Genomic DNA, 21221 nt, shown 5'->3' with positions numbered 1-21221 from the left:
TTCCAAGAAACGCTCGTTTCTTTTTTGACACCCGGTGTGTGTCGTTTCAAGCTTTATCGCGTTATTCAGTTTTCAAAGAACGCCTTTCCCACTTGAGCAGTTGCCCGCTCAAAACTGAATGAAAGCCTAAGCGCTTGGCCTCCGGCCCCTTCACCGAGGGGCCGTGGTGCTCCTTAGAAAGGAGGTGATCCATCCCCACCTTCCGGTAGGGATACCTTGTTACGACTTCACCCCAATCACCGGCCCCACCTTCGGCGGCTGCGTCCCATAAGGGTTCGCTCACCGACTTCGGGTGTTGCCGGCTCTCGTGGTGTGACGGGCGGTGTGTACAAGGCCCGGGAACGTATTCACCGCGGCATGCTGATCCGCGATTACTAGCGATTCCAGCTTCATGCAGGCGGGTTGCAGCCTGCAATCCGAACTGAGAACGGCTTTTTTGGGGATTGGCTCCACCTCGCGGCTTCGCTGCCCGTTGTACCGTCCATTGTAGCACGTGTGTCGCCCAGGCCATAAGGGGCATGATGATTTGACGTCATCCCCGCCTTCCTCCGGTTTGTCACCGGCAGTCAATGTCGAGTGCCCAACTTAATGCTGGCAACGACATTCAAGGGTTGCGCTCGTTACGGGACTTAACCCAACATCTCACGACACGAGCTGACGACAACCATGCACCACCTGTCTCTCTGCCCAAAAGGGATACCTTGTCTCCAAGGCGGTCAGAGGATGTCAAGGCCTGGTAAGGTTCTTCGCGTTGCTTCGAATTAAACCACATGCTCCACCGCTTGTGCGGGCCCCCGTCAATTCCTTTGAGTTTCAACCTTGCGGTCGTACTCCCCAGGCGGAGTGCTTATTGCGTTTGCTTCGGCACTACGGGTATCGAAACCCCTAACACCTAGCACTCATCGTTTACGGCGTGGACTACCAGGGTATCTAATCCTGTTCGCTCCCCACGCTTTCGCACCTCAGCGTCAGTCACAGACCAGAGAGTCGCCTTCGCCACTGGTGTTCCTCCACATCTCTACGCATTTCACCGCTACACGTGGAATTCCACTCTCCTCTTCTGTACTCAAGTCAGGCAGTTTCCAATGCCATTCCGGCGTTAAGCGCCGGCCTTTCACATCAGACTTGCCTCACCGCCTGCGTGCCCTTTACGCCCAATAATTCCGGACAACGCTTGCCACCTACGTATTACCGCGGCTGCTGGCACGTAGTTAGCCGTGGCTTTCTGGTGAGGTACCGGCAAACCCTTGGCATTTCCTCCAAAAGCTGTTCTTCCCTCACAACAGAGCTTTACGATCCGAAAACCTTCCTCACTCACGCGGCGTTGCACCGTCAGGCTTGCGCCCATTGCGGATGATTCCCTACTGCTGCCTCCCGCAGGAGTCTGGGCCGTGTCTCAGTCCCAGTGTGGCCGATCACCCTCTCAGGTCGGCAACGCATCGTCGCCTTGGTAGGCCCTTACCCCACCAACCAGCTAATGCGCCGCGGGCCCCTCTTTGAGCGACGGCCATTGACCGTCTTTCTCCTCGCTCGCAGGCGCGAGTAAGGATCGATTTGGTATTAGCACCGGTTTCCCGGTGTTATCCCAAACTCAAAGGCAGGTTGCCCACGTGTTACTCACCCGTCCGCCGCTGACCAGCCGGAGGTGCAAGCACCTCCGGTGGCCCGCTCGACTTGCATGTATTAGGCACGCCGCCAGCGTTCGTCCTGAGCCAGGATCAAACTCTCCATAAATGTTAAGTTCCGCTTCGCTCACGGGGGTGGGCAAAGCGCTGACTCCTTGCTTCTTTCTTTCGTTCGCTTGGCTTTCATTCAGTTTTCAATGGGCAAATGATAAAGTCGCGTTTCCTTACGGCGACTCTTATAATGCTACCACTATCAAAAAGCCGTGTCAACAACTTTTTTAATCAATTTTTGTTGCCCTTTGTTGCGCGAGGCAACGACAAATAAAAATATACCACCTGATAACATTTATGACAAGTATTAATTTCTACAAATTTTACACTTGCATCAGCTCGGGGTTCAAACTCCTCTTCATGCACGGACATGACGGGGTATACACACTGCATTAGCGATTATACCAATGCAGTGTCCGTGCCCATTTTAATCCTTTGACTTCATTTGCGGGAACAAGAGCACATCGCGGATCGACGACGAATTTGTAAGCAACATGACTAGGCGATCAATGCCAATGCCTAATCCGCCTGTAGGCGGCATCCCGTATTCTAATGCCTCCAAAAAATCTTCATCCATCATTTGCGCTTCTTCATCTCCGCGCTCTCGCGCTTTGACCTGTTCTTCAAATCTTGCCCGTTGATCAACAGGATCGTTTAATTCCGTAAAAGCATTCGCATGTTCCCGGCCAACGATAAACAATTCGAACCGATCCGTAAAACGGGAGTCTTCTGCATTCTGGCGTGCCAACGGAGATATGGCAACAGGGTGCCCATAGACAAATGTAGGCTGCACGAGCTTATCTTCCGCCAGTTGCTCGAAGAACTCATTCACGATATGGCCGAATGTCATATGATTATCCACTTGAACACGATGGTCTTTGGCAAGCTGATGAGCCTCCTCATCGCTTATGTCTGCCCAAAAATTTACACCTGTTTCTTCTCTTATCAGGTCTACCATGTGAACGCGTCTCCATGAGGGAGAAAGATCAATCGTTTCATCGCCATATTGCACTCGCGTCTCCCCATGGATTTCTTTTGTGATAGAAGCGATTAAATTTTCCGTTAAGGTCATAATGTCCCGGAAGTCGGCATACGCCTCGTATAATTCGATCATCGTAAATTCAGGGTTATGTCGTGTAGAGACACCTTCATTTCGAAATACGCGTCCGATTTCATACACTTTTTCAAGGCCGCCGACAATGAGGCGTTTCAAATGAAGCTCAATGGCGATTCGCATATAAAGGTCAATGTCCAACGCATTATGATGCGTGACAAATGGACGAGCAGAGGCTCCGCCGGGGATTTGGTGCATCATCGGCGTTTCTACTTCAAGAAAACCTTGCGCGTCTAAATAACGACGCATCGATTGTAAAATTTGCCCCCGTTTGATGAACGTTTCCTGAACATCAGGGTTGACGATAAGGTCAAGGTAACGTTGTCGGTAACGATGTTCGATATCCTTTAGCCCATGGTGTTTATCCGGAAGTGGTCGTAACGATTTTGTCAGCAGATGAAAATCATGGGCCTTAACGGATAATTCACCGACCTTCGTTTTGAAAGCAACCCCCTCAACGGCAACAATGTCTCCGATATCACATGTCTGAAATCGCTCGTACTGCTCCTCGCCTACGGCATCTTTTCGGACATACAATTGAATTTGGCCGCTGAGATCCTGTATATGGGCAAAACCGGCTTTTCCTTTTCCGCGCTTGGTCATCAAGCGACCGGCAACAGCTACCGTCTCTCCCCCTTCTTTTTCTTCCAGCTCTTCTTTGCTGTATTCATCATAGGTTTCATGCATCGCTTCAGCTGTATGGGTCCGGTCGAAACGCACGCCAAACGGATTATACCCTTGTTCTTGCAACTGTTGTAATTTTTCAAGGCGCACAAGCATTTGCTCATTTTGCTGATTGTCTTTTGCCATATGATTATCTCCCCTTTCTGATAAAATTGCCGGTTACTGACATGGACCGAGGCAACGGGCGCTACCCGCCGATCCCATAAAAAGCTGCCAGCCTAAGCACTGGCAGCACACTTATGTTTTTCCGCTGTTAGCCCCATTGCTTCAGCCCGGTCGTAAGCACCCGCAATTCCGGAAGCCAGGCTTCGGATGCCAGAAGCCAAACTGAAGTCCTCTGCTTGCTTCTTCCACATATCATGATCTGACCTCTGGCTTCTGATTTCTGTTATCTGATTCCGACCTCTGACTTCCGCCTATTGCACAGTGGCCGCTCCTTCCAAGCCCTCGACAAACCGGTACAAAACCTCTGCCACATCATCCCTATGGTCGAGTTCATTAATCTTGCCTCGCACTTTTCCGTTGCCGCGCATCCCTTTCAAATACCATCCTGCATGCTTTCGCATTTCACGCACAGCAATTTTTTCGCCTTTTAATTCAATCAAGCGATCCATATGAAGCATGCAGACATCCATTTTTTCTTTGGCGTTAGGTTCATCAGGTAACGAACCATCTTCCAAGTATTTTACAGTGCGATATAGCATCCATGGATTGCCTAATGCCGCGCGCCCAATCATCACGCCGTCAACACCGGTTTCGTCAAGTAAACGTTTGGCATCTTGAGGGGTATTGACATCCCCATTCCCGATGACCGGAATGTTCACCGTCTCTTTCACTTCCCGAATAAGGTCCCAATCCGCCAAACCTTCATACATTTGATAACGGGTCCGACCGTGCACCGATACGGCTTGACCACCTGCCGATTCCACTGCTTGTGCATTGTCGAGCACGTAAACATGATCGTCATCCCAGCCGGTTCTCATCTTCACGGTCACCGGTTTTTGTACATTGCGGGCGACTACGTCGACCATATCATAAATTTTATCGGGATCGAGCAACCAGCGCGCACCGGCATCGCATTTCGTCACTTTCGGCACCGGGCAGCCCATATTAATATCAATAATATCTGCATTCGTTTGTTGATCAACAACTTGAGCGGCAGCAACAAGCGATTCTTTGTCGCCTCCGAAAATTTGCAGACTGAGGGGTTTCTCCCTTTCGTCCACATATAACATTTTCATGGATTTTTCATTCTCATGTAAAATAGCCTTGTCGCTAATCATTTCGGCACAAACAAGGCCGGAACCAAACTCCTTGGCAATCAAACGAAACGCGGGATTGCTGACACCGGCCATAGGCGCCACAACCACTTGGTTGTCCATTTTAATATTTCCAATTTGTAACATGTATCTCACCGACTCTGATCCTCAATTTGATTTTCGCCCAACAACTCTTCAATCGAAATGTCCAAAAGATCGGATGCACGTTTAATAAAGTCTTCTTCCGCCGGTCTTGTTCCGCGTTCGATTTCACCGATAACGGATACGGACATATGCATTTTCTTTGCAAAGCTTTGCTGGGTATAACCTTTCAATTTTCGAAAAGCCCGAACTCTTCCCCCTGCCCTTGTCGTTTCCATAAACGGACTTCCTTTCTAAGTCTTTCCGGCATTAAATGTAAAATATGTTCGATCGTTTGTTTGCAAGTCGGAATTGCTTCTCGCGGAGCAATTTCTGCCATGGGAACGAGCACAAAAGCACGCTCGTGCATGCGCGGATGAGGGATACACAACCCATTCTTCTCCATATTCTCATCGTTAAATAAAAGAATGTCAAGATCCATCGTTCTCGGACCATTTTGTTCCTTGTTCCGCACGCGATCCAACCGTGACTCGATCGATTGTAGCTTTGCCAATAAATGTTCGGCAGGGTCATCGGTTTTAATCGCGATTGCCATATTAAGAAAATAAGGCTGTGATTCAAAACCTACCGGTTCGGTTTCGTATATTGAGGAAATCAAGAATATCCGGATCGTCTGCTCTCGATTAATTTCTTTAAGCGCTTTTTGCAAATACCCTGCCCGGTCCCCAATATTTGATCCTAGTGCAACATAAGCAGTATTCATTTACCGGCTCCTCACAATTTCAATCGCGACATGGTCGTAATGGCCGGAGATGGGAGGATCAGGTTTGATGACTTTCACTGTTGTCCGTTCCACAATGGAAAAAGTGTTCAGCATTTGTTCAGCGACTTTCTCGGCAATCGATTCCACCAATTGATACGTTCGCCCTTCCAAGACTTGCTTTGTTACTTCATAAACCTCTCCGTAATCAACGCTTTTCCCTATATCATCACGGTCAGCCGCTGCCCTTAAATCGGCTTCCAATACAACATCTACGATAAAGCGTTGCCCGAGCTTGTTTTCTTCGGGAAAAACACCGTGATATGCGTAGAATTTCATTCCGGTCACAAACACCTTATCCAAACGGAACCCCAACCTTTCCTTTTCCGAGCATTGCATCCATCATCCGTACAGTTCGAGCCATTTCTTTTACATCATGAACACGCACGATATCACAGCCACGTTCGACGCCGAGACTAACTGTCGCCCCGGTGCCTTCCAAGCGTTCATGAGCCGGGAGGCCGAGGGTTTTGGCAATGATTGATTTCCTTGAGGTTCCCAATAAAACCGGAAACCCATGTTCCACGATCTCATCCAAACGGCGCATCGTTTCCAGATTATCCTCGTGTGATTTCCCAAAACCAATGCCGGGATCAAGAATGATGTTGGAATGCTTCACCCCTGCTGATATGCATGTATCAATACTCTTTTTCAAATCAGCAATAATCTCCGGAATAAGATCATCATAGGACGGATGTTCCCGGTTATGCGTCAAGATGATTGGCACTTGAGCTTCGGCAGCGACCGTAGCCATTTGTTCGTCATATTTAACGCCCCAAATGTCATTAATGATATCAGCGCCTGCTTCTATCGCTTGCCGAGCTGTTTCAGCTTTATACGTATCAATCGAAATAGGAACATCCACGGCTTTTGACACAGCACGTATTGCCGGCAAAACCCTAGAAAGTTCATCTTCCAAGGAAACTGCTTCAAAGCCCGGGCGTGTTGATTCCCCGCCGATATCTATGATATCCGCACCTTCTGCCACCATTTCTTTAGCCCTTGCCACCGCCTGGTCAATAGTGCTATAAAAACCCCCATCGGAAAATGAATCGGGCGTCACGTTTAAAACACCCATTACCATTGTTTTTTCGGAAAAGTCGAGTGTCCATCCATCTCCATAAATTGAGCGATCGCTAACCAATATTTCCGCCCCCTCCTTTGCAACTCCGAGTTTAAATTAAACGCCCAAAAGGTCAGGGGTTGTATACGCAGCCAGCCATTGGGCGAGCATCTCCTTGCCATGCTCGGACATGATCGATTCCGGATGAAATTGGACGCCTTCCGTTGGGTGGTTACGGTGCCGGAAACCCATCAATTCTCCTTCCTCCGTCCAAGCCGTAACCTCCAGGCAATCAGGCAGAGAAGCCGATTCTACCGTTAAAGAATGGTACCTCATGACGTTCGTTTCTTGAGGAATCCCTCTATATAATGTTTGGTTATCGTGAATCAAACGAGAAGTTTTCCCATGCATCAATCGGGACGCCTGTACGACTTTGCCACCGAATACTTGACCAATAGCCTGATGCCCCAAGCAAACACCGAGAACGGGAAGCCGACCGCTAAAATATTGAACCGCTTCAAGCGTGACCCCGGCTTGATTGGGATCACAAGGCCCCGGCGATATCACTAACCGGTCCGGTTGCATCTCCGCGATCTCCTTCACCGATGTTTCATCGTTACGTTTCACCAAACATTCTTCCCCTAGTTCACCCAAATATTGAACGAGATTATACGTAAATGAATCATAATTATCAATCACAAATAACATCTCTTCTCCTCCTCTGCTCATCCGTACTCCTCTCAGTAACTCCTTTATAGTTTATCATTGACAAAAGGGGCAATCAATGACCAATCAAGCACTATTAAAAAAACGGAGAAAACAAGGCTAAGCACTTGTTTTCTCCGGCAGGAAGAAAAGATACCTCTAATAATTACTCATCATCAAACTGATAAAGCGGTGTACTTAAATAACGTTCACCGTTGGACGGAATTACGGCAACGACTTTCTTTCCTTTCCCCTGCTTTTTGGCTTCTTCCACGGCGACATAAATCGCGGCGCCTGAAGAAATACCGCCTAAGATGCCTTCTTCACGAGCAGCGCGGCGAGCGTATTCAAAGGCTTGGTCGGTTGTCGCTGTTGCAACTTCATCATAGACTTCCGTATCCAAAATTCCCGGAACAAACCCGGCACCAATGCCTTGGATTTTATGAGGGCCTTTTTCGCCACCAGACAACACAGGTGCGTCCGCCGGTTCAACAGCAATGTTTTTGAGGTTCGGATGGTGTTCTTTTAACAGTCGGCCGGCACCGGTTATCGTTCCGCCGGTACCTATCCCGGCTACAAATGCATCAATTTGTCCATCCACTTGTTCGAGCAATTCCCGGCCTGTCGTTTCCCGATGGATGTCCACATTGGCTTGATTTTCGAACTGTTCCGGAATAAAGTAACCCTTTTCTTCAGCCAATTCATTCGTTTTACGGATCGCGCCGCCCATGCCCTCTGCACCGGGAGTCAGTTCGAGTTCTGCTCCATATGCTCTCAACAAATTACGGCGTTCCTGGCTCATCGTATCCGGCATGACGAGAACGGAACGGTAGCCTTTCGCGGCGGCAACCATCGCGAGTCCTATCCCTGTATTCCCACTCGTCGCTTCTATAAGCGTATCGCCGGGTTTTAATTTGCCTTCCTTTTCAGCCCGTTCAACCATTGCCAAGGCAATACGGTCTTTTACAGAACTTCCTGGATTGGAAAATTCAAGCTTTAAATAAACATCGGCATCGTTTTCTCCCGTTAGTCGATTTAATTTCACGAGAGGGGTATTCCCAATTAGTTCAGTAATGGAATTAACTACTTTGCTCATCAATTCTTCCTCCTCTTAATTCCCAGTATGTTTATTGGTATTATATTCATTGTACCCGAATCGGTTCTATTTGTCAACGGAGCCAGTTATCGCCCCTTGTAATTTTCCTGACTCAATGCTTCTTGTTTTAATTGCATTAAATCTTCAACGTTAAATTGATATTTGGCATGGCAAAAATGGCATTCCGTCTCCGCGCCGTGATCTTCCGTAATCATCGATTTGATTTCCTCGCTTCCCAACCCAACCATCGCGCGTCCAATCCGTTCCTTTGAGCATGAACATTCAAACTGCACGGGCATTTTTTCCAAAAATTGATAATCTCCGCCTGTGACCGTCTCGACGATGCGTTCCGGATTGTACCCCCGTTCAATTAATTTTGAGATTGGCGGAGCCGCTTCAATGTGTTTCTCCACGTGATCGATGACGGCTTCTTCTGTTCCGGGTAAAACTTGTACGATAAATCCTCCCGCTGTTAAAACAGAATGATCCGTATCCACAAGGACGCCAAGTCCGACAGAGGAAGGAACTTGTTCGGACGTCGTAAAGTAATACGTGAAGTCTTCTCCCAATTCTCCCGATACAATAGGGGAATGGCTCGTAAACGTTTCTTTCATACCGAGATCCTTGGCGACAGCAATATGACCGCTATGTCCAACAGCGCGGGCGACATCAAGTTTGCCGAAACGATTTAATTCAAAATGAACCCGGGGATTGTGCACATACCCCCTTGTATTTCCTTCTGCCGTGCTGTCGACGATGACCGGGCCGAGAGGACCGTCCCCTTCAACCTTCACCGTAAGTTTATCGTCGCCGCTCATCATTGCACCCATCATCGTAGAAACGGTCATCGCACGACCAAGCGCGGCCGACGCCGTAGGATAGGCTTGATGACGCCGCACGGCTTCGTTTACCATATCAGTCGTTATCGCCGCGTATACGCGCACTTGTTGTTCAAAGGCTGTTGTTTTTATAAGATAATCTTGCAAAGGAAAAAAACCTCCTTTATGCTTTTCGCACTTTATTAATGCTTAATTGGGTCACACAAAAATCTATAGTTGACAAATAGGTGTAATCAAGAAAGTTAGTCACCACTACGAAAAAATACAACGCTTTCCCGCAGGAGTCCCCATGTTTTCCCTCCGCTAGCTAGCTCGTGTTATGACCATCATTATTCACTGATATTAACGATAGATTTTGATGAATAGCCTATTTATTTTTATCATAGATCATCTTCAGTCCTTTTAGCGTCAAAAATGCATCGACGGTATCGATCGAGGCAGCAGATTGGCCGATTAATTCCGATGGTCCCCCTGTGGCGATCACCGTTGGTTCTTTAGCCGCTTGTGCCTTCATTCGATTGACAATTCCGTCAACCTGGCCAATATAACCATAGAAAATTCCCGATTGCATCGCATGGATTGTATTTTGGCCGACAACGGATTGGGGCGCCGTGATTTCAATATGCGGAAGTTTTGACGCATGGGTATACAAGGCATCTGTTGATATTGTAATGCCGGGGGCGATCGCCCCTCCTACATAGCTTCCCTTCTCATCGATATAACAAAATGTCGTTGCCGTACCGAAATCAACGATGACGAGAGGCGTTCCATATTCTTCAATGGCCGCTACTGCATTCACGATACGATCAGCACCTACATCACGTGGATTGTCATATAGAATGTTTAATCCTGTTTTGATGCCCGGGCCAACAACCATGGGGGGTTGCTTAAAATACTTCTGAGCCATATGTTCAAACGCGAACATGAGCGAGGGTGCTACCGACGAGATGATAACGCCTTTAATCTTATCGACGGCAATCTGTTTGTTTTCAAGGAGTGTACACATTAATACGCCGTATTCATCTTCGGTTTTGTCATGAACCGTTGAAATTCTCCAATGGTTTAGCAATTGCCGTTCCTTGTATACCCCAAAAACAATATGTGTATTCCCAATATCGACAACAAGAATCATAGGTTCAACCCTTTCCGATTTCTTTAGAAAAACTTATGCAGATACTTTCCTACCTGCCCAGAAAAAGGGATGCCCAGTGGACATCCCCAATGCAATACCACGAAGGTAGCTATGAGCGGCGATTATCGTCTTCTTGTTCCCCTTCGTCGCCTCGTTCTTCGGTTTGATTTTTTTCATCGGACACTTCATTCGTTTGTGATTGCCCGTTTTCCGTTTCTTGTTGCTCTTCTCCATGTGAGCCAATGTTAACTTTCACGTTCTCATCGTCCACAGGATCTGCATTTCCCGAGTTTTTCAGAGCATCTTCTTGTGTCTGGTTGGAATGATGGCCCTCAGGCAACTTTCCTTCTTCGACGAGAGAATAAATTTGCTCGGCATCCAATGTCTCTAATTCAAGCAAATTCTGAGCGACAAGTTCAAGTTTATCTTTGTTCTCCGTCAAGATTTGACGACAGCGCTCGTAACTATCCTTAATGATCTTTTGCACTTCTTTATCAATCTCATGGGCGATTGCGTCGGAATAATTTTGCTCATTTTGAATGTCACGGCCGAGGAATACTTGCCCCCCACCGGAAGAACCAAATTGCAATGGCCCTAATTTTTCACTCATGCCATACTCCATGACCATTTTTCGCGCAATGGCGGTCGCACGTTGGAAATCATTGTGCGCACCTGTGCTTGCTTCTCCAAAAATGATGTCCTCAGATACGCGTCCGCCGAGCAGGCCAACAATTTTATCAAGCAATTCCGGTTTTGTCATAAAGTAGCGATCTTCCTTCGGAAGCATCATGGCGTAACCGCCCGCTTGCCCGCGCGGAACGATCGTAACTTTATGCACCGCATCCGCATTTTGCAGCTTCACCCCAACGACCGTATGGCCGGCTTCGTGGTGGGCGACAATATTTTTCTCTTTCTCGGAGATAACTCTCGTTTTCTTCGCAGGACCGGCAATGACACGGTCAATCGCTTCTTCAATATGCACCATTTTAATCTTGACGCTATTGGCTCTTGCGGCGACTAACGCGGCTTCATTTAGAAGGTTTTCCAATTCGGCACCTGAAAAGCCGGGTGTTCGCTGCGCGATGACAGGAAGTTCAACATCGTCATCGATCGGTTTTTCGCGAACATGAACTTTCAATACATCTTCACGGCCCCTTACGTCCGGCAATCCGACGGTGATTTGACGGTCAAAACGTCCCGGGCGCAACAATGCCGGGTCAAGAACGTCGGAACGGTTGGTTGCGGCAATGATAATAATGCCTTCATTTCCTTCAAACCCATCCATCTCAACGAGCAACTGGTTTAATGTTTGTTCGCGTTCATCGTGGCCACCGCCAACGCCTGCGCCACGCTGACGTCCAACAGCATCCAATTCGTCGATGAAAATAATACAAGGGGCGTTATTTTTTGCATTGTTAAATAGGTCACGCACCCTGGATGCACCAACACCAACGAACATTTCCACGAAGTCGGAACCGCTGATGGAGAAGAAAGGAACGCCTGCCTCACCGGCAACTGCCCGTCCGAGCAAGGTCTTACCCGTTCCCGGAGGTCCAACGAGAAGCACCCCTTTCGGAATACGCGCGCCAATGTTTGCAAACTTGCGCGGATCCTTCAAGAAGTCCACGATTTCCACAAGTTCCTGCTTTTCTTCCTCGGCACCGGCGACATCTTTAAAACGGGCTTTTTTCTTGTCCTCCGATTGCATTTTCGCCTTGCTTTTCCCGAAATTCATCATCTTGTTTCCGCCGCCTTGCATCTGGCTCAGCAAGAAGAAGAAAAGGATAAAAATGATGATGAACGGAATCACCGCTACGAGAAATTGCAACCAGCCTCCCGGTTCTTCGCCAGGTTCTGTATCAATAGCCGTTAATGACTCATTTGTTTCCATCGCATCCAGCAACATGTTTGTAATTTCCGGAGAGCGTAAAATGTACGCGGTAAATTCATTCGATTCGTCTTCTTCGCCCCCATTCACCAACTCACCCTCAATGAGGTAAACGTCCATCTCAGGTTGAACGGTCATCGTGGCGATCTCATCTTGTTCAAGTGCTTGCATGAATTCATCCGTATTCATTATTTCATCTTCAACCGGATCATCTGTAAACAGCTGAACAATCCCGATAAGTATTAGAAGAACAAATAACCAAAAAAATGTATATCTTACTGTTCGATTCATTCCTGACCTCCTCCCGCGGGTAACAATAGAAAAACTTGGCTTGCCGCCAAGTTCTTATGGCGGAAGACATAGTTTTACTTATACTTTAATCCTTTACATAGTTAAACCTTCTTAAAGTACAACAAAAGTAATCTTATCACATTTGCGCTTTCTATCCAATCAAGAACCTCGGTAAATCTCCGGCTTTAGAATGCCGATGTACGGGAGGTTTCGGTACCGTTCCGCATAGTCGAGCCCGTAGCCGACAACAAATTCATCCGGCACTGTAAAACCGACAATATCCGGAACGATGTCAGCTTTTCGCCCTTCCGGTTTATCCAATAACGTTACAATCTTGACGGAGTTCGCCTGGCGATGATGGAATAAGCTGACGAGATAGCTTAACGTCAAACCGCTATCAATAATATCCTCCACGATGATAATATCCCTGTCCTTCACGGAAGAATCAAGGTCTTTCTCAATTTTAACTTCTCCGGAAGAGACCATTTGGTTTCCATAGCTGGAAACATCCATAAAATCAATTTCAAGATGGGCATGAATCGCCCGGGTCAGATCCGCCATAAAAGGCATGGCGCCTTTAAGCACTCCGATAACGAGCGGGAAACGGTCTTTGTATTCGTGTGTCATGCGTTGGCCAATCGCTTCCGTTTTCGCTTTGATTTCATCTTCTTTGATTAATATTTTTTCAATATCTTCCTTCATTCTTTTTCGGCACCCTCATTTATGAATTTGACTCCATCCCTCTAAATATCATTGGATTTTACGTATGTGCATGTTCCTTTTTGACGAGTTGCATCCAAACATAATCATCTTCTTCACCGGCACGTCCCGCACCTTCACTTTTTTTCAGTAAAGGTGCCCAAAGCACCGCCCCTGTTGCATCGGTAATGATCGGCCACCATTCACGTTCAGGGCGAGGCACCTTTTCATCAATCATTATTTGTTTTAATTTTTGGGTACCGCCAAGGCCAAGCGGCCGGATAACATCTCCGGGGTTCCTCGCGCGCACCGAAAGTGGCAAGTTCAACTTCGATATCGGGCAATAAAACGACGTATCATCATGGGGTGGAATCGTCCCTTTGAAAGGTTCAAATATAAGCGTCCCAAGCCCGGTTTCAACCTTTGCCGGGAGATCGGACACTGCCTGCAAGGGCCTCTGTGCATCATAAAAAATACGCTCAGCATCCGTGAAATGCAATTGTTCATAATTGCGATAAACCTTTATATGATTCGGCAATGATCGTTGTGCTGACGGATGCGTATCCGAAATTAATTCGAAACATTCCTCAATATGTATGCGAGAAAATTGCCCATGTTTCTGATTGTAAAGATAAGTCAATAGTAAGTGAATCACGCGCCGTTGTAAAGCAATAGGGGCTTCACGAAATCGATGTAATTTTAACACATACCCATCTTCCGTTTGCACGGCTGTCTCAGAAAGCACTTTTTCCGCCTGCTGAGTTAAATAGGCCGCATCGACCCTGAAATCCTCAGCCAATTTTTGAAAGTGTGTATGGGCTTCACGGTTTTCTTGTTTCAACGTCGGCAGCAACTGCTTACGCACGCGATTTCTCGTATAATCATCTTTTAGATTGCTTTCATCTTCCCGCCATGGGACCGCGTGCGTTTGTGCATACGTGATAATTTCTTTTTTCGTCACCGGTAAAAAAGGACGGATAAGCCTTCCTCCCGAAAACGGGCGTTCAACGGGGATGCCCATCTGCCCCCTGTAATAGTCAAATCCTCGCATCTGTTGCATGAGAATCGTTTCGATTTGGTCATCACCGTGGTGCGCGGTCGCTAGTATGTCCAACTTTTCCCTTTTCATGATCGCGGAAAAAAAATCGTAGCGCATTTTCCGACTGATCGGGTGGATCGATTTGCCCCCGTCTTTCGGCAGATCAAGGTATTTTGTAAAAAAAGGAATGTGGTGTTCTGCGCAAAAACTTTCTACAAGCCTCTCATCTTCTTCAGCTTCTTTGCGCAGTCCATGATTACAGTGAGCAGCCATCACCGTAATGCCGTATTCATCCCTTTGTGACAGGAGATAGTGGAGCAATGCCATGGAGTCAACACCCCCGGATACGGCAACCAATACAGAAGACACTCGCGAGAACATACCGAAGCGCGCGGCAAACGCATCGATTTTACGTTTCATACCTTTGATCAACCCCCCTGCCAATGGAAAAAATCGACAGCGCAAACACGACGCCGCCCGCGATAGCACCTGCGTGCAATAATGTTGCCGCTCCCTGCGTCAGTCCTTCTATGTAATTCTCCTCGACAAACGCCAGCATTGTTTCATATGCTTTCCCTCCGGGAACGAGCGGAATAATGCCGGGAATCGCAAATGTTGTCACGGGAACACGATGGTGCCGCGACAATCCATAACTCATAAGCGATGCAGAAAAAGCGGCTACTGCGGCAGCAGCGATGAAGGAAACATTAATGTCTTGAATGGAGCTATAAATGGTCCAAGCAAGGACACCGATCAAACCGATCCTCCATAACAACCGGGAAGGAGTATTAAAAATAATCGCAAATGCTACCGTTGCCATAAAGCAAATCAAAAGTTCCCACATCTTGCGGCCTCCTACGGCAAAAACAATGATACAGCTGTAGCAACACCAGCTGCAATCGAGAGCGCGGTTAATGCAGCTTCTGCCCCGCGGGCGAGTCCGGAAATCAAATCACCGTTCATCAGATCCCTAACGGAATTTGTTAGCGGAATTCCGGGCACAAGCGGTATGATCGTCCCGATGATCACTTGATCGACGCTCGTTCCGTACCCGCTGTGCACTAACGTCAACGCTGTAATGCTGCCAAAAAACGAAGCGAGATATTCCGAGAAAAATTTTGCGTGTAAATAATGTTGAAACAAAACGAGGAATAATGTGGACATCAACCCGCCCATGGCTGCCGGGATCATATCAAACTTCGTATTGCCAACTAAATAGGAAAATGCCCCGCCCGCGACACCGGAGGCAATATAAATGAGCCAAAGCGGATAATTCATCCGTGCCGCCGATATTTTTAACAGTTGTTGATTGGCCTCTACCTCGTCGATGCGCCCCATCACAAAATCCCGAGAAAGTTGGTTCACTTCCGCCACTTTATTTAAATCCTGGAAACGATCCACGATCCGGATCATCTGCATTAAATTATCGCCATTATCTTGAACCCCCGATAAAAAAATACCGGTCGTCGTCACGAAACTGTGGACATTCTTTAAGCCCCCCGCGACCGCCATGCGATTCATGATATCTTCTGCCCGGTAAGTTTCCGCCCCGTAAGTAACCATCAATTTCCCGGCAAAAAGACATAAATCAACCAAGCGTCCCTTTTCTGCCATGATTTCTGTCCCCTAAGGGAACCACTGTGCTTTTCTACTTTAAATCACTTGTCCCACCCAGTATAAAGCAGATGCAAGCAATAGAAAAGAAATGACTAAAACAGCGTCAACAGTTTCGAACGTACGTTTCTTCCTGCTTCGTTTTTGTTTTTTTCTTTTCTTGCGGCGATTCCCGATTTTTTGCTTCTGTCGAGGCGAAGCATTCTTAGTTACAGGTTTTTCTTCTTTGGAAATAATATTCATCAACGTTTCTCGCATTTTTTCCGCATCCGGATATTGGCCGAACAGTGCCTTTTTCAGCCATTGCCGGTAGGGGGCAAGCACGAGGGATCGTTCAATATACGCCAATAATGTTTCCTTGCCGTCGCGTCCTTTTTCAAATCGCCGTTTATAAGTGATATTCAGTAAAATCATCCCGGCAGCAAACAAATCATAGGTAGGCTCAGCCTTACGGTCGCCCAGCCCCCAATAGCCACGATCAAAAAATTCCGTATACTCTTTTACCGCACGCCCCTGTATTGTCGTTCCTCCGACATCGAGCCATCGAATTCGATAGGGAGGGCCGCCGACAACGATCAAGTTTTCCGGTTTCAGGTCACCGAAAACCCACCCGGCGCGATGCAGACGATCCAAATCCCCCAAGAGTTGCACAAGAAGAACCGGTCCCCACTCTTTTCCTTGACGGTCGATATGCTGAAATAGAGTCTCCCCTTTTAAATACTCCATGACGTAAAATGGATACTTTTCCCTATCAACAATGACGTCGTCAGCATCGATAAAAGAAGGCCCAAGTATTTGGCCTTGGACCTTGGCAAAATGCTTCAAAACATTTACCTCGGAAGTGATCGACACATGATTGTGCCCGACTTTTAGCGCGACAGGCCCTGTACGTGCATCCGCCAAATATACGATACCTGTTGCACCTCTTCCCAATGTTTTTCGAATGTAATAAGGGTTGCGGTGCCACTTTCCGAGGATCCTCGTACCGGTTGGGAGATCAGGAGCCTCGTTCTTCAAGATAGGATTCTTCTTCTCCACGGGAGATCAAGCTCCTTTTTTTCTTCCTGTCAAAATGGTTAAGAGCGGTTTTTAATGCCGGACCGGTCGGAGTGATCCCTCCGGTCGTTATTTTTTGGAACATACCTGTTAATTGATCCAACCCGCGCGTCCATTCCCGTACAACGTCTGCATCGCGTTTCTTCCCCGGGAAAGCAAGCACTTTAAATTCATTGTCCCCACCCCGAGAGGCCATGCTAATCGATAAATCTTCCAATGCTTCTCGGACCGTTGGCAATTTGGTACGCATGCTGGCGCTCGTATCCACAAGAATTACCACTTCCAAGTTAACGACCTCTCCGATCTCATCTACAACTTCCATCACTTCGCCCCGTTTATCCGGCGGTAGCTCGTCCCATTCCCGATCTTTTCCCAAAATTTGTGACAACTCTTGATTGACCACCCCTTGCAACGTTTGCGTCATTGCCTGCGTGGTCACCATTTGTACCGTTTGCGCCAACTGTTTCTTATAAACAATTTGTTGGATGCCGGCGCCGGCTAAAGCAATGTTTTCAATTTCTGTTTGTGCCTGTTGGTTCATCGCTCCTTCCTCAAGCACACCAATGACGTTGACGGTGACCTGTTGCTCCCTGGCCAGCGCTGCAACTGCCGAAGGATCCCCACCTTCATTGGAATAACCATCCGTTATGAGCAATATTTGCCTTAATGTCCCTGGTCCCATATGCCATATCCTCCCTCGTTAGAAAACTTGGCTTTTCGCCAAGGTTTTATGGAGAAAAGCCTTAGTTGCACTTATGCAGGTAAGTAAGTTGGTTTATACCTGCCAAGTCAATTTGGTTATCACCATCATTGACGAATACGAGGGAGGTTATACTACACTATGCATTTTTCGCAAACGGCTGTACCCATCTGCCCATGGGAATCGTTGCCCATTTCGGGGTGTTGCGGCGTACCTTCGCAACGACAACAGTCATGTCATCCGCAATCCCCCCTTCACTCATGCGCATCACCTCTTCGAGCAAAACGTCCGCAATGATTTGCGGATCAACTGATTCAATTTCACGAATTAACCGCTTCATCCACCATTCTTTATTTTCAATCCATCGCGCACCATCGAATAGACCGTCACTCATCATGACGAGAATATCTTCATCTTGAAGCCGTTCTTGTTTCATTTCAAAATTTGCTTCCGAAACGATTCCCATCGGCAGATTTCCGGCTTCAATCGAAAAGACCCGCTCTTTTCGCTTAACAAAACTCGGCATTGAACCAATTTTAAGAAAGTTGCTATCCGCCGTCTGCAAATCAATGATCGTTAAATCCAGGGTAGAGAACATTTCATCATCTGCCCGTAAAGATAATAAGGAATTCATGGATTGGATCGCCACCCCTTCGTCAATGCCCGATTTCAGTATATTTTGCAACAACTCCAACGTTTCCGAGCTTTCCCGATGTGCACGGTGGCCGTTCCCCATGCCGTCACTGATGGCTACGGCAAATTTTCCAAATCCCAGTTGCATGGCGGCATAATTATCTCCTGATATCCAAGCTCCCCCCTGTGCTACCGTCGCCGATCCCGTATCAACCACGTACGTCTTGGCAGACGCAAATGTCACCCGATTTTCAGATGCTGTATCATCTATCACCTCCACAATAATATGGTCGGACAGTATTCCCGAAAGCATCGGGGCAATGAGCTTCTCTGCTTCTTCGTGATTCATCCCGTTCCCAAGTTCAATTTCAATATGAACATCCCTGGGACTTAGATTAAAAATGTCCACTTGTTCGATATTAAGCCCGGCATCAAACAGCGCAGCATAAATTTGTTCCTCCTGGTAATGATGGGCTTCTTTTTCCTTCTGGATTTCCTTGGCAAATGCACCCATCACTTCAGAGACGCCTTGCAGCTGATCAGCCACAAGGTTTCTGCTTTCTTCCATTTGCCGCGCATACAGTCGCCGTATTTCATGTGGTTCCCACTGCTCTTTCATCGCCCGAACAATGCGGTCCGGATAAATGCAATGCCGGTTCAGCCGTTCATACGTCCGCGATTCTACTTTATCGGTCTGTTCAATGTCAGTCATAATGCTGTTCATGACATCATAAGTTGTATCGAAACGCTCCACCCAGCACCTTTCTTTACGAAAACACTTCTGGCAGGTATTCGACGTAATATCAGCCAAAAAACGATCCCCCTCACCCTCGTCATCCATCTGTTGATATCGATCTTCCGGCGATGAGAAACTGGCGGATAACGTTTGAAACAAATCCGAGAATTTCTCGACACGCGAAGCCGTTACATCGCGAATTTTTCGAAGATATCGTTGTTGCTCGTTGGAATGTTCCATCGTTCCGGGAATATATTTCCCCATGTAATCGGTTAGCGCTTTCGGTGTAAGTAAAAACAGCAAGACAGCGACCCCGGACTCCATCACCGTAATGGCAGCATTGTTCATGCCGTTTCCGTACAAGGCGATTAAAGCGGTTCCAACGAGGAGCCCCATGCTTACGCCAAGTTTTTTTCCTTCTTTTAACAACCCGCCGAGCAAACCGGCAAACGCGAGTAAACTCATGTAGTACAAATTAGCAACCGCCGCCAAACTGAGCACCAAGCCCGTAACAACCCCAACGGTTGAACCAATCGCCGCCCCGCCGACGAGAGCAAACAACAACACGAGATAACGGGCGAGCACATGCTCTGCGCCAAGACCGTAAATGACCCATCCGATCGCTCCGGTCATCACGGAAGCCAATAATATGATAAAACAAATGATTTCCTCATTTTTTAACGCACGCTGTTTCTTACGAGCACCTAATAACGGCAAGCTTTGCAAGAATATCATCGTCAACATGAGCGCCAGTCCCGCCTCAATCGTGGCCATAAACCAATGATATTGTGTCATGGCCGCCCCTCCCACGCCCGTGACGACAACCCTGGATGTTAGTGAAGCGAAGAAAACAGCCGCGGGCAGTGTCCATTTTCGATTTGCCCCTATATATTGTGCCACGCGGTAGAAAAGAAGGAATAGCAACAATCCGGCAAGGACATATGGAATGTTAAAGGTAAGTCCCCACGCTGTCCCGGCAATTACGGCCACCGCTGCCAATAAGGCCCTTTCCTTCTTCCAGGCAAGAACCGCGGCGAAAAAAGGAAGCGCAAAAGGGTAAAGATCCGATAAAATAGCGGCTCGTCCCAACATCACGCCCACAAGGAACAACAGCAAGCCCCATTTTAAAAACATGACTGTCGTGCCTTTTCTTAGAGCATCTGTTCCTTTTTTCCAAAGACTTTTTATCCGAGCCATCCAATCAGCCGGCCTTGGAATTTTTCCTAGCTGATCTTGCACTGCTTCTTTTTGCAACATCTGCACCACCACCGTTTTTGTTTTCTTGGTAGTCGAGTATAGAGGCTTAACAGCGCAACGTTTGTCACAATTCAGTTTTTATGGCAAAAATCGTTCGACGACTTTCACAGATTGGGAAATAGGCTGTTTCTATCGGCGTTTGCGGCTTGAAAATTATCTTGGAGGAAACGACTTTAGAAAACGGAGGGACGTTAGCGGGGAAAGAATTCGCACATATTGCATCGATAAAACATGGATAAATGGAAGTTCCGACAATGAGAATTTGGTATATAGAAAAGTTCGACATTTGTATATGCTCACCGTAATATGTTGTAATATTCAAAAAATAGAATTAACGGACCGCGCTCAATATTAGTCGCCACCGTCACTGTTTGCCTTCTAGACTATATGTTTATCAGCCGAAAACACTTTGATATCAGCCAAATTTTGCAATATATCAGCCAAATCAAAAGGTTTATCAGCCATTCAATGTTTTGTCCAATCATACCCAAATTAAAAAAAGAGACCATCGGGCCTCTGTTTAATTCGCATTCATTTGATGGTAGCGGCGGAGGGAATCGAACCCCCGACCTTACGGGTATGAACCGTACGCTCTAGCCAGCTGAGCTACACCGCCATAAAGCCAAGGTTAATTATAACCATTGTTTTTTTTTAAGTCAATGGGATCTGCATAGTTTTTCAGCTTTTTGCGCTGGACGGGGTCACGCTTTGTTTTTTTGCTCCTCCTCAACATTTTCTTTCACGAGCCAACATCGCTTCTATCCGCAAATCATTCGTTTATATGTCCCAAAACAACCATGACGCGTTGCGACACCCCA

The 21221-nt window shown here is 47.3% G+C and carries 19 protein-coding genes, 1 tRNA gene and 1 rRNA gene; all 21 read right to left on the bottom strand.

What is annotated here, in order from left to right; genetic code table 11:
- Positions 1-177: 177 nt before the first annotated feature.
- Positions 178-1734 (bottom strand): 16S ribosomal RNA (locus HUG15_RS00855).
- Positions 1735-2103: 369 nt separating this feature from the next.
- Positions 2104-3600 carry a lysine--tRNA ligase gene (lysS, locus tag HUG15_RS00850; RefSeq protein ID WP_200126395.1) on the bottom strand — a complete coding sequence of 499 codons (1497 nt, stop codon included), beginning with the start codon at positions 3598-3600 and terminating at the stop codon, positions 2104-2106.
- 92 nt (positions 3601-3692) lie between these two features.
- Positions 3693-3830, bottom strand: coding sequence for a hypothetical protein (locus HUG15_RS00845; protein WP_200126393.1), 138 nt, complete (start codon positions 3828-3830; stop codon positions 3693-3695).
- A 60-nt stretch (positions 3831-3890) separates the two neighbouring features.
- Entirely contained in the window at positions 3891-4880 is a 990-nt protein-coding gene (dusB, locus tag HUG15_RS00840) for a tRNA dihydrouridine synthase DusB (protein WP_200126391.1), read from the bottom strand.
- 5 nt (positions 4881-4885) lie between these two features.
- Positions 4886-5113 carry a helix-turn-helix domain-containing protein gene (locus tag HUG15_RS00835; RefSeq protein ID WP_200126389.1) on the bottom strand — a complete coding sequence of 76 codons (228 nt, stop codon included), beginning with the start codon at positions 5111-5113 and terminating at the stop codon, positions 4886-4888.
- On the bottom strand, positions 5065-5598 hold the full coding sequence (folK, locus tag HUG15_RS00830; RefSeq protein WP_200126387.1) for a 2-amino-4-hydroxy-6-hydroxymethyldihydropteridine diphosphokinase: 534 nt from the start codon (positions 5596-5598) through the stop codon (positions 5065-5067). Before folK ends, HUG15_RS00835 begins: the two co-directional genes overlap by 49 nt.
- Positions 5599-5958, bottom strand: a complete 360-nt coding sequence (folB, locus tag HUG15_RS00825) for a dihydroneopterin aldolase (RefSeq protein ID WP_200126385.1) — start codon at positions 5956-5958, stop codon at positions 5599-5601.
- The gene (folP, locus tag HUG15_RS00820; RefSeq protein ID WP_200128791.1) at positions 5951-6739 is read right to left on the bottom strand and encodes a dihydropteroate synthase; all 789 of its coding nucleotides are present in this window, start codon (positions 6737-6739) and stop codon (positions 5951-5953) included. Before folP ends, folB begins: the two co-directional genes overlap by 8 nt.
- A gap of 96 nt (positions 6740-6835) precedes the next feature.
- Positions 6836-7426 (bottom strand): anthranilate synthase component II, encoded by a 591-nt coding sequence (locus HUG15_RS00815; RefSeq protein WP_200126383.1) that lies wholly within the window; start codon positions 7424-7426, stop codon positions 6836-6838.
- A 163-nt stretch (positions 7427-7589) separates the two neighbouring features.
- Positions 7590-8519, bottom strand: coding sequence for a cysteine synthase A (cysK, locus tag HUG15_RS00810; RefSeq protein WP_200126381.1), 930 nt, complete (start codon positions 8517-8519; stop codon positions 7590-7592).
- Positions 8520-8605: 86 nt separating this feature from the next.
- A complete protein-coding gene (hslO, locus tag HUG15_RS00805; RefSeq protein WP_200126379.1) occupies positions 8606-9505 on the bottom strand; it encodes an Hsp33 family molecular chaperone HslO in 900 nt (299 codons plus the stop codon).
- 220 nt (positions 9506-9725) lie between these two features.
- Positions 9726-10490: a type III pantothenate kinase gene (locus tag HUG15_RS00800; RefSeq protein WP_200126377.1), complete on the bottom strand. Its 765-nt coding sequence runs from the start codon at positions 10488-10490 to the stop codon at positions 9726-9728.
- A gap of 109 nt (positions 10491-10599) precedes the next feature.
- A complete protein-coding gene (ftsH, locus tag HUG15_RS00795; RefSeq protein ID WP_200126374.1) occupies positions 10600-12669 on the bottom strand; it encodes an ATP-dependent zinc metalloprotease FtsH in 2070 nt (689 codons plus the stop codon).
- 159 nt (positions 12670-12828) lie between these two features.
- On the bottom strand, positions 12829-13371 hold the full coding sequence (gene hpt / locus HUG15_RS00790; RefSeq protein WP_200126372.1) for a hypoxanthine phosphoribosyltransferase: 543 nt from the start codon (positions 13369-13371) through the stop codon (positions 12829-12831).
- Between the two features lie 58 nt (positions 13372-13429).
- The gene (gene tilS / locus HUG15_RS00785) at positions 13430-14827 is read right to left on the bottom strand and encodes a tRNA lysidine(34) synthetase TilS (protein WP_200126370.1); all 1398 of its coding nucleotides are present in this window, start codon (positions 14825-14827) and stop codon (positions 13430-13432) included.
- Entirely contained in the window at positions 14817-15251 is a 435-nt protein-coding gene (locus tag HUG15_RS00780; protein ID WP_200126368.1) for a threonine/serine exporter family protein, read from the bottom strand. The genes tilS and HUG15_RS00780 overlap by 11 nt, the downstream gene beginning before the upstream one ends.
- A gap of 11 nt (positions 15252-15262) precedes the next feature.
- Positions 15263-16021, bottom strand: coding sequence for a threonine/serine exporter family protein (locus HUG15_RS00775; protein WP_200126366.1), 759 nt, complete (start codon positions 16019-16021; stop codon positions 15263-15265).
- A 39-nt stretch (positions 16022-16060) separates the two neighbouring features.
- Positions 16061-17038 (bottom strand): serine/threonine protein kinase, encoded by a 978-nt coding sequence (locus tag HUG15_RS00770; RefSeq protein WP_200126364.1) that lies wholly within the window; start codon positions 17036-17038, stop codon positions 16061-16063.
- Positions 17019-17759, bottom strand: a complete 741-nt coding sequence (locus tag HUG15_RS00765; RefSeq protein ID WP_200126362.1) for a VWA domain-containing protein — start codon at positions 17757-17759, stop codon at positions 17019-17021. Before HUG15_RS00765 ends, HUG15_RS00770 begins: the two co-directional genes overlap by 20 nt.
- A gap of 157 nt (positions 17760-17916) precedes the next feature.
- Positions 17917-20403 (bottom strand): stage II sporulation protein E, encoded by a 2487-nt coding sequence (spoIIE, locus tag HUG15_RS00760; protein ID WP_246516449.1) that lies wholly within the window; start codon positions 20401-20403, stop codon positions 17917-17919.
- 539 nt (positions 20404-20942) lie between these two features.
- Positions 20943-21019 (bottom strand) — tRNA-Met (locus tag HUG15_RS00755).
- Positions 21020-21221 lie beyond the last annotated feature (202 nt).

The sequence above is a fragment of the Salicibibacter cibarius genome (genome assembly GCF_016495725.1).
In the GTDB taxonomy this organism is placed as follows: domain Bacteria; phylum Bacillota; class Bacilli; order Bacillales; family Marinococcaceae; genus Salicibibacter; species Salicibibacter cibarius.
Note: the sequence above shows the minus strand (reverse complement) of the source record. Positions and strands in the feature narration are given on the sequence as shown.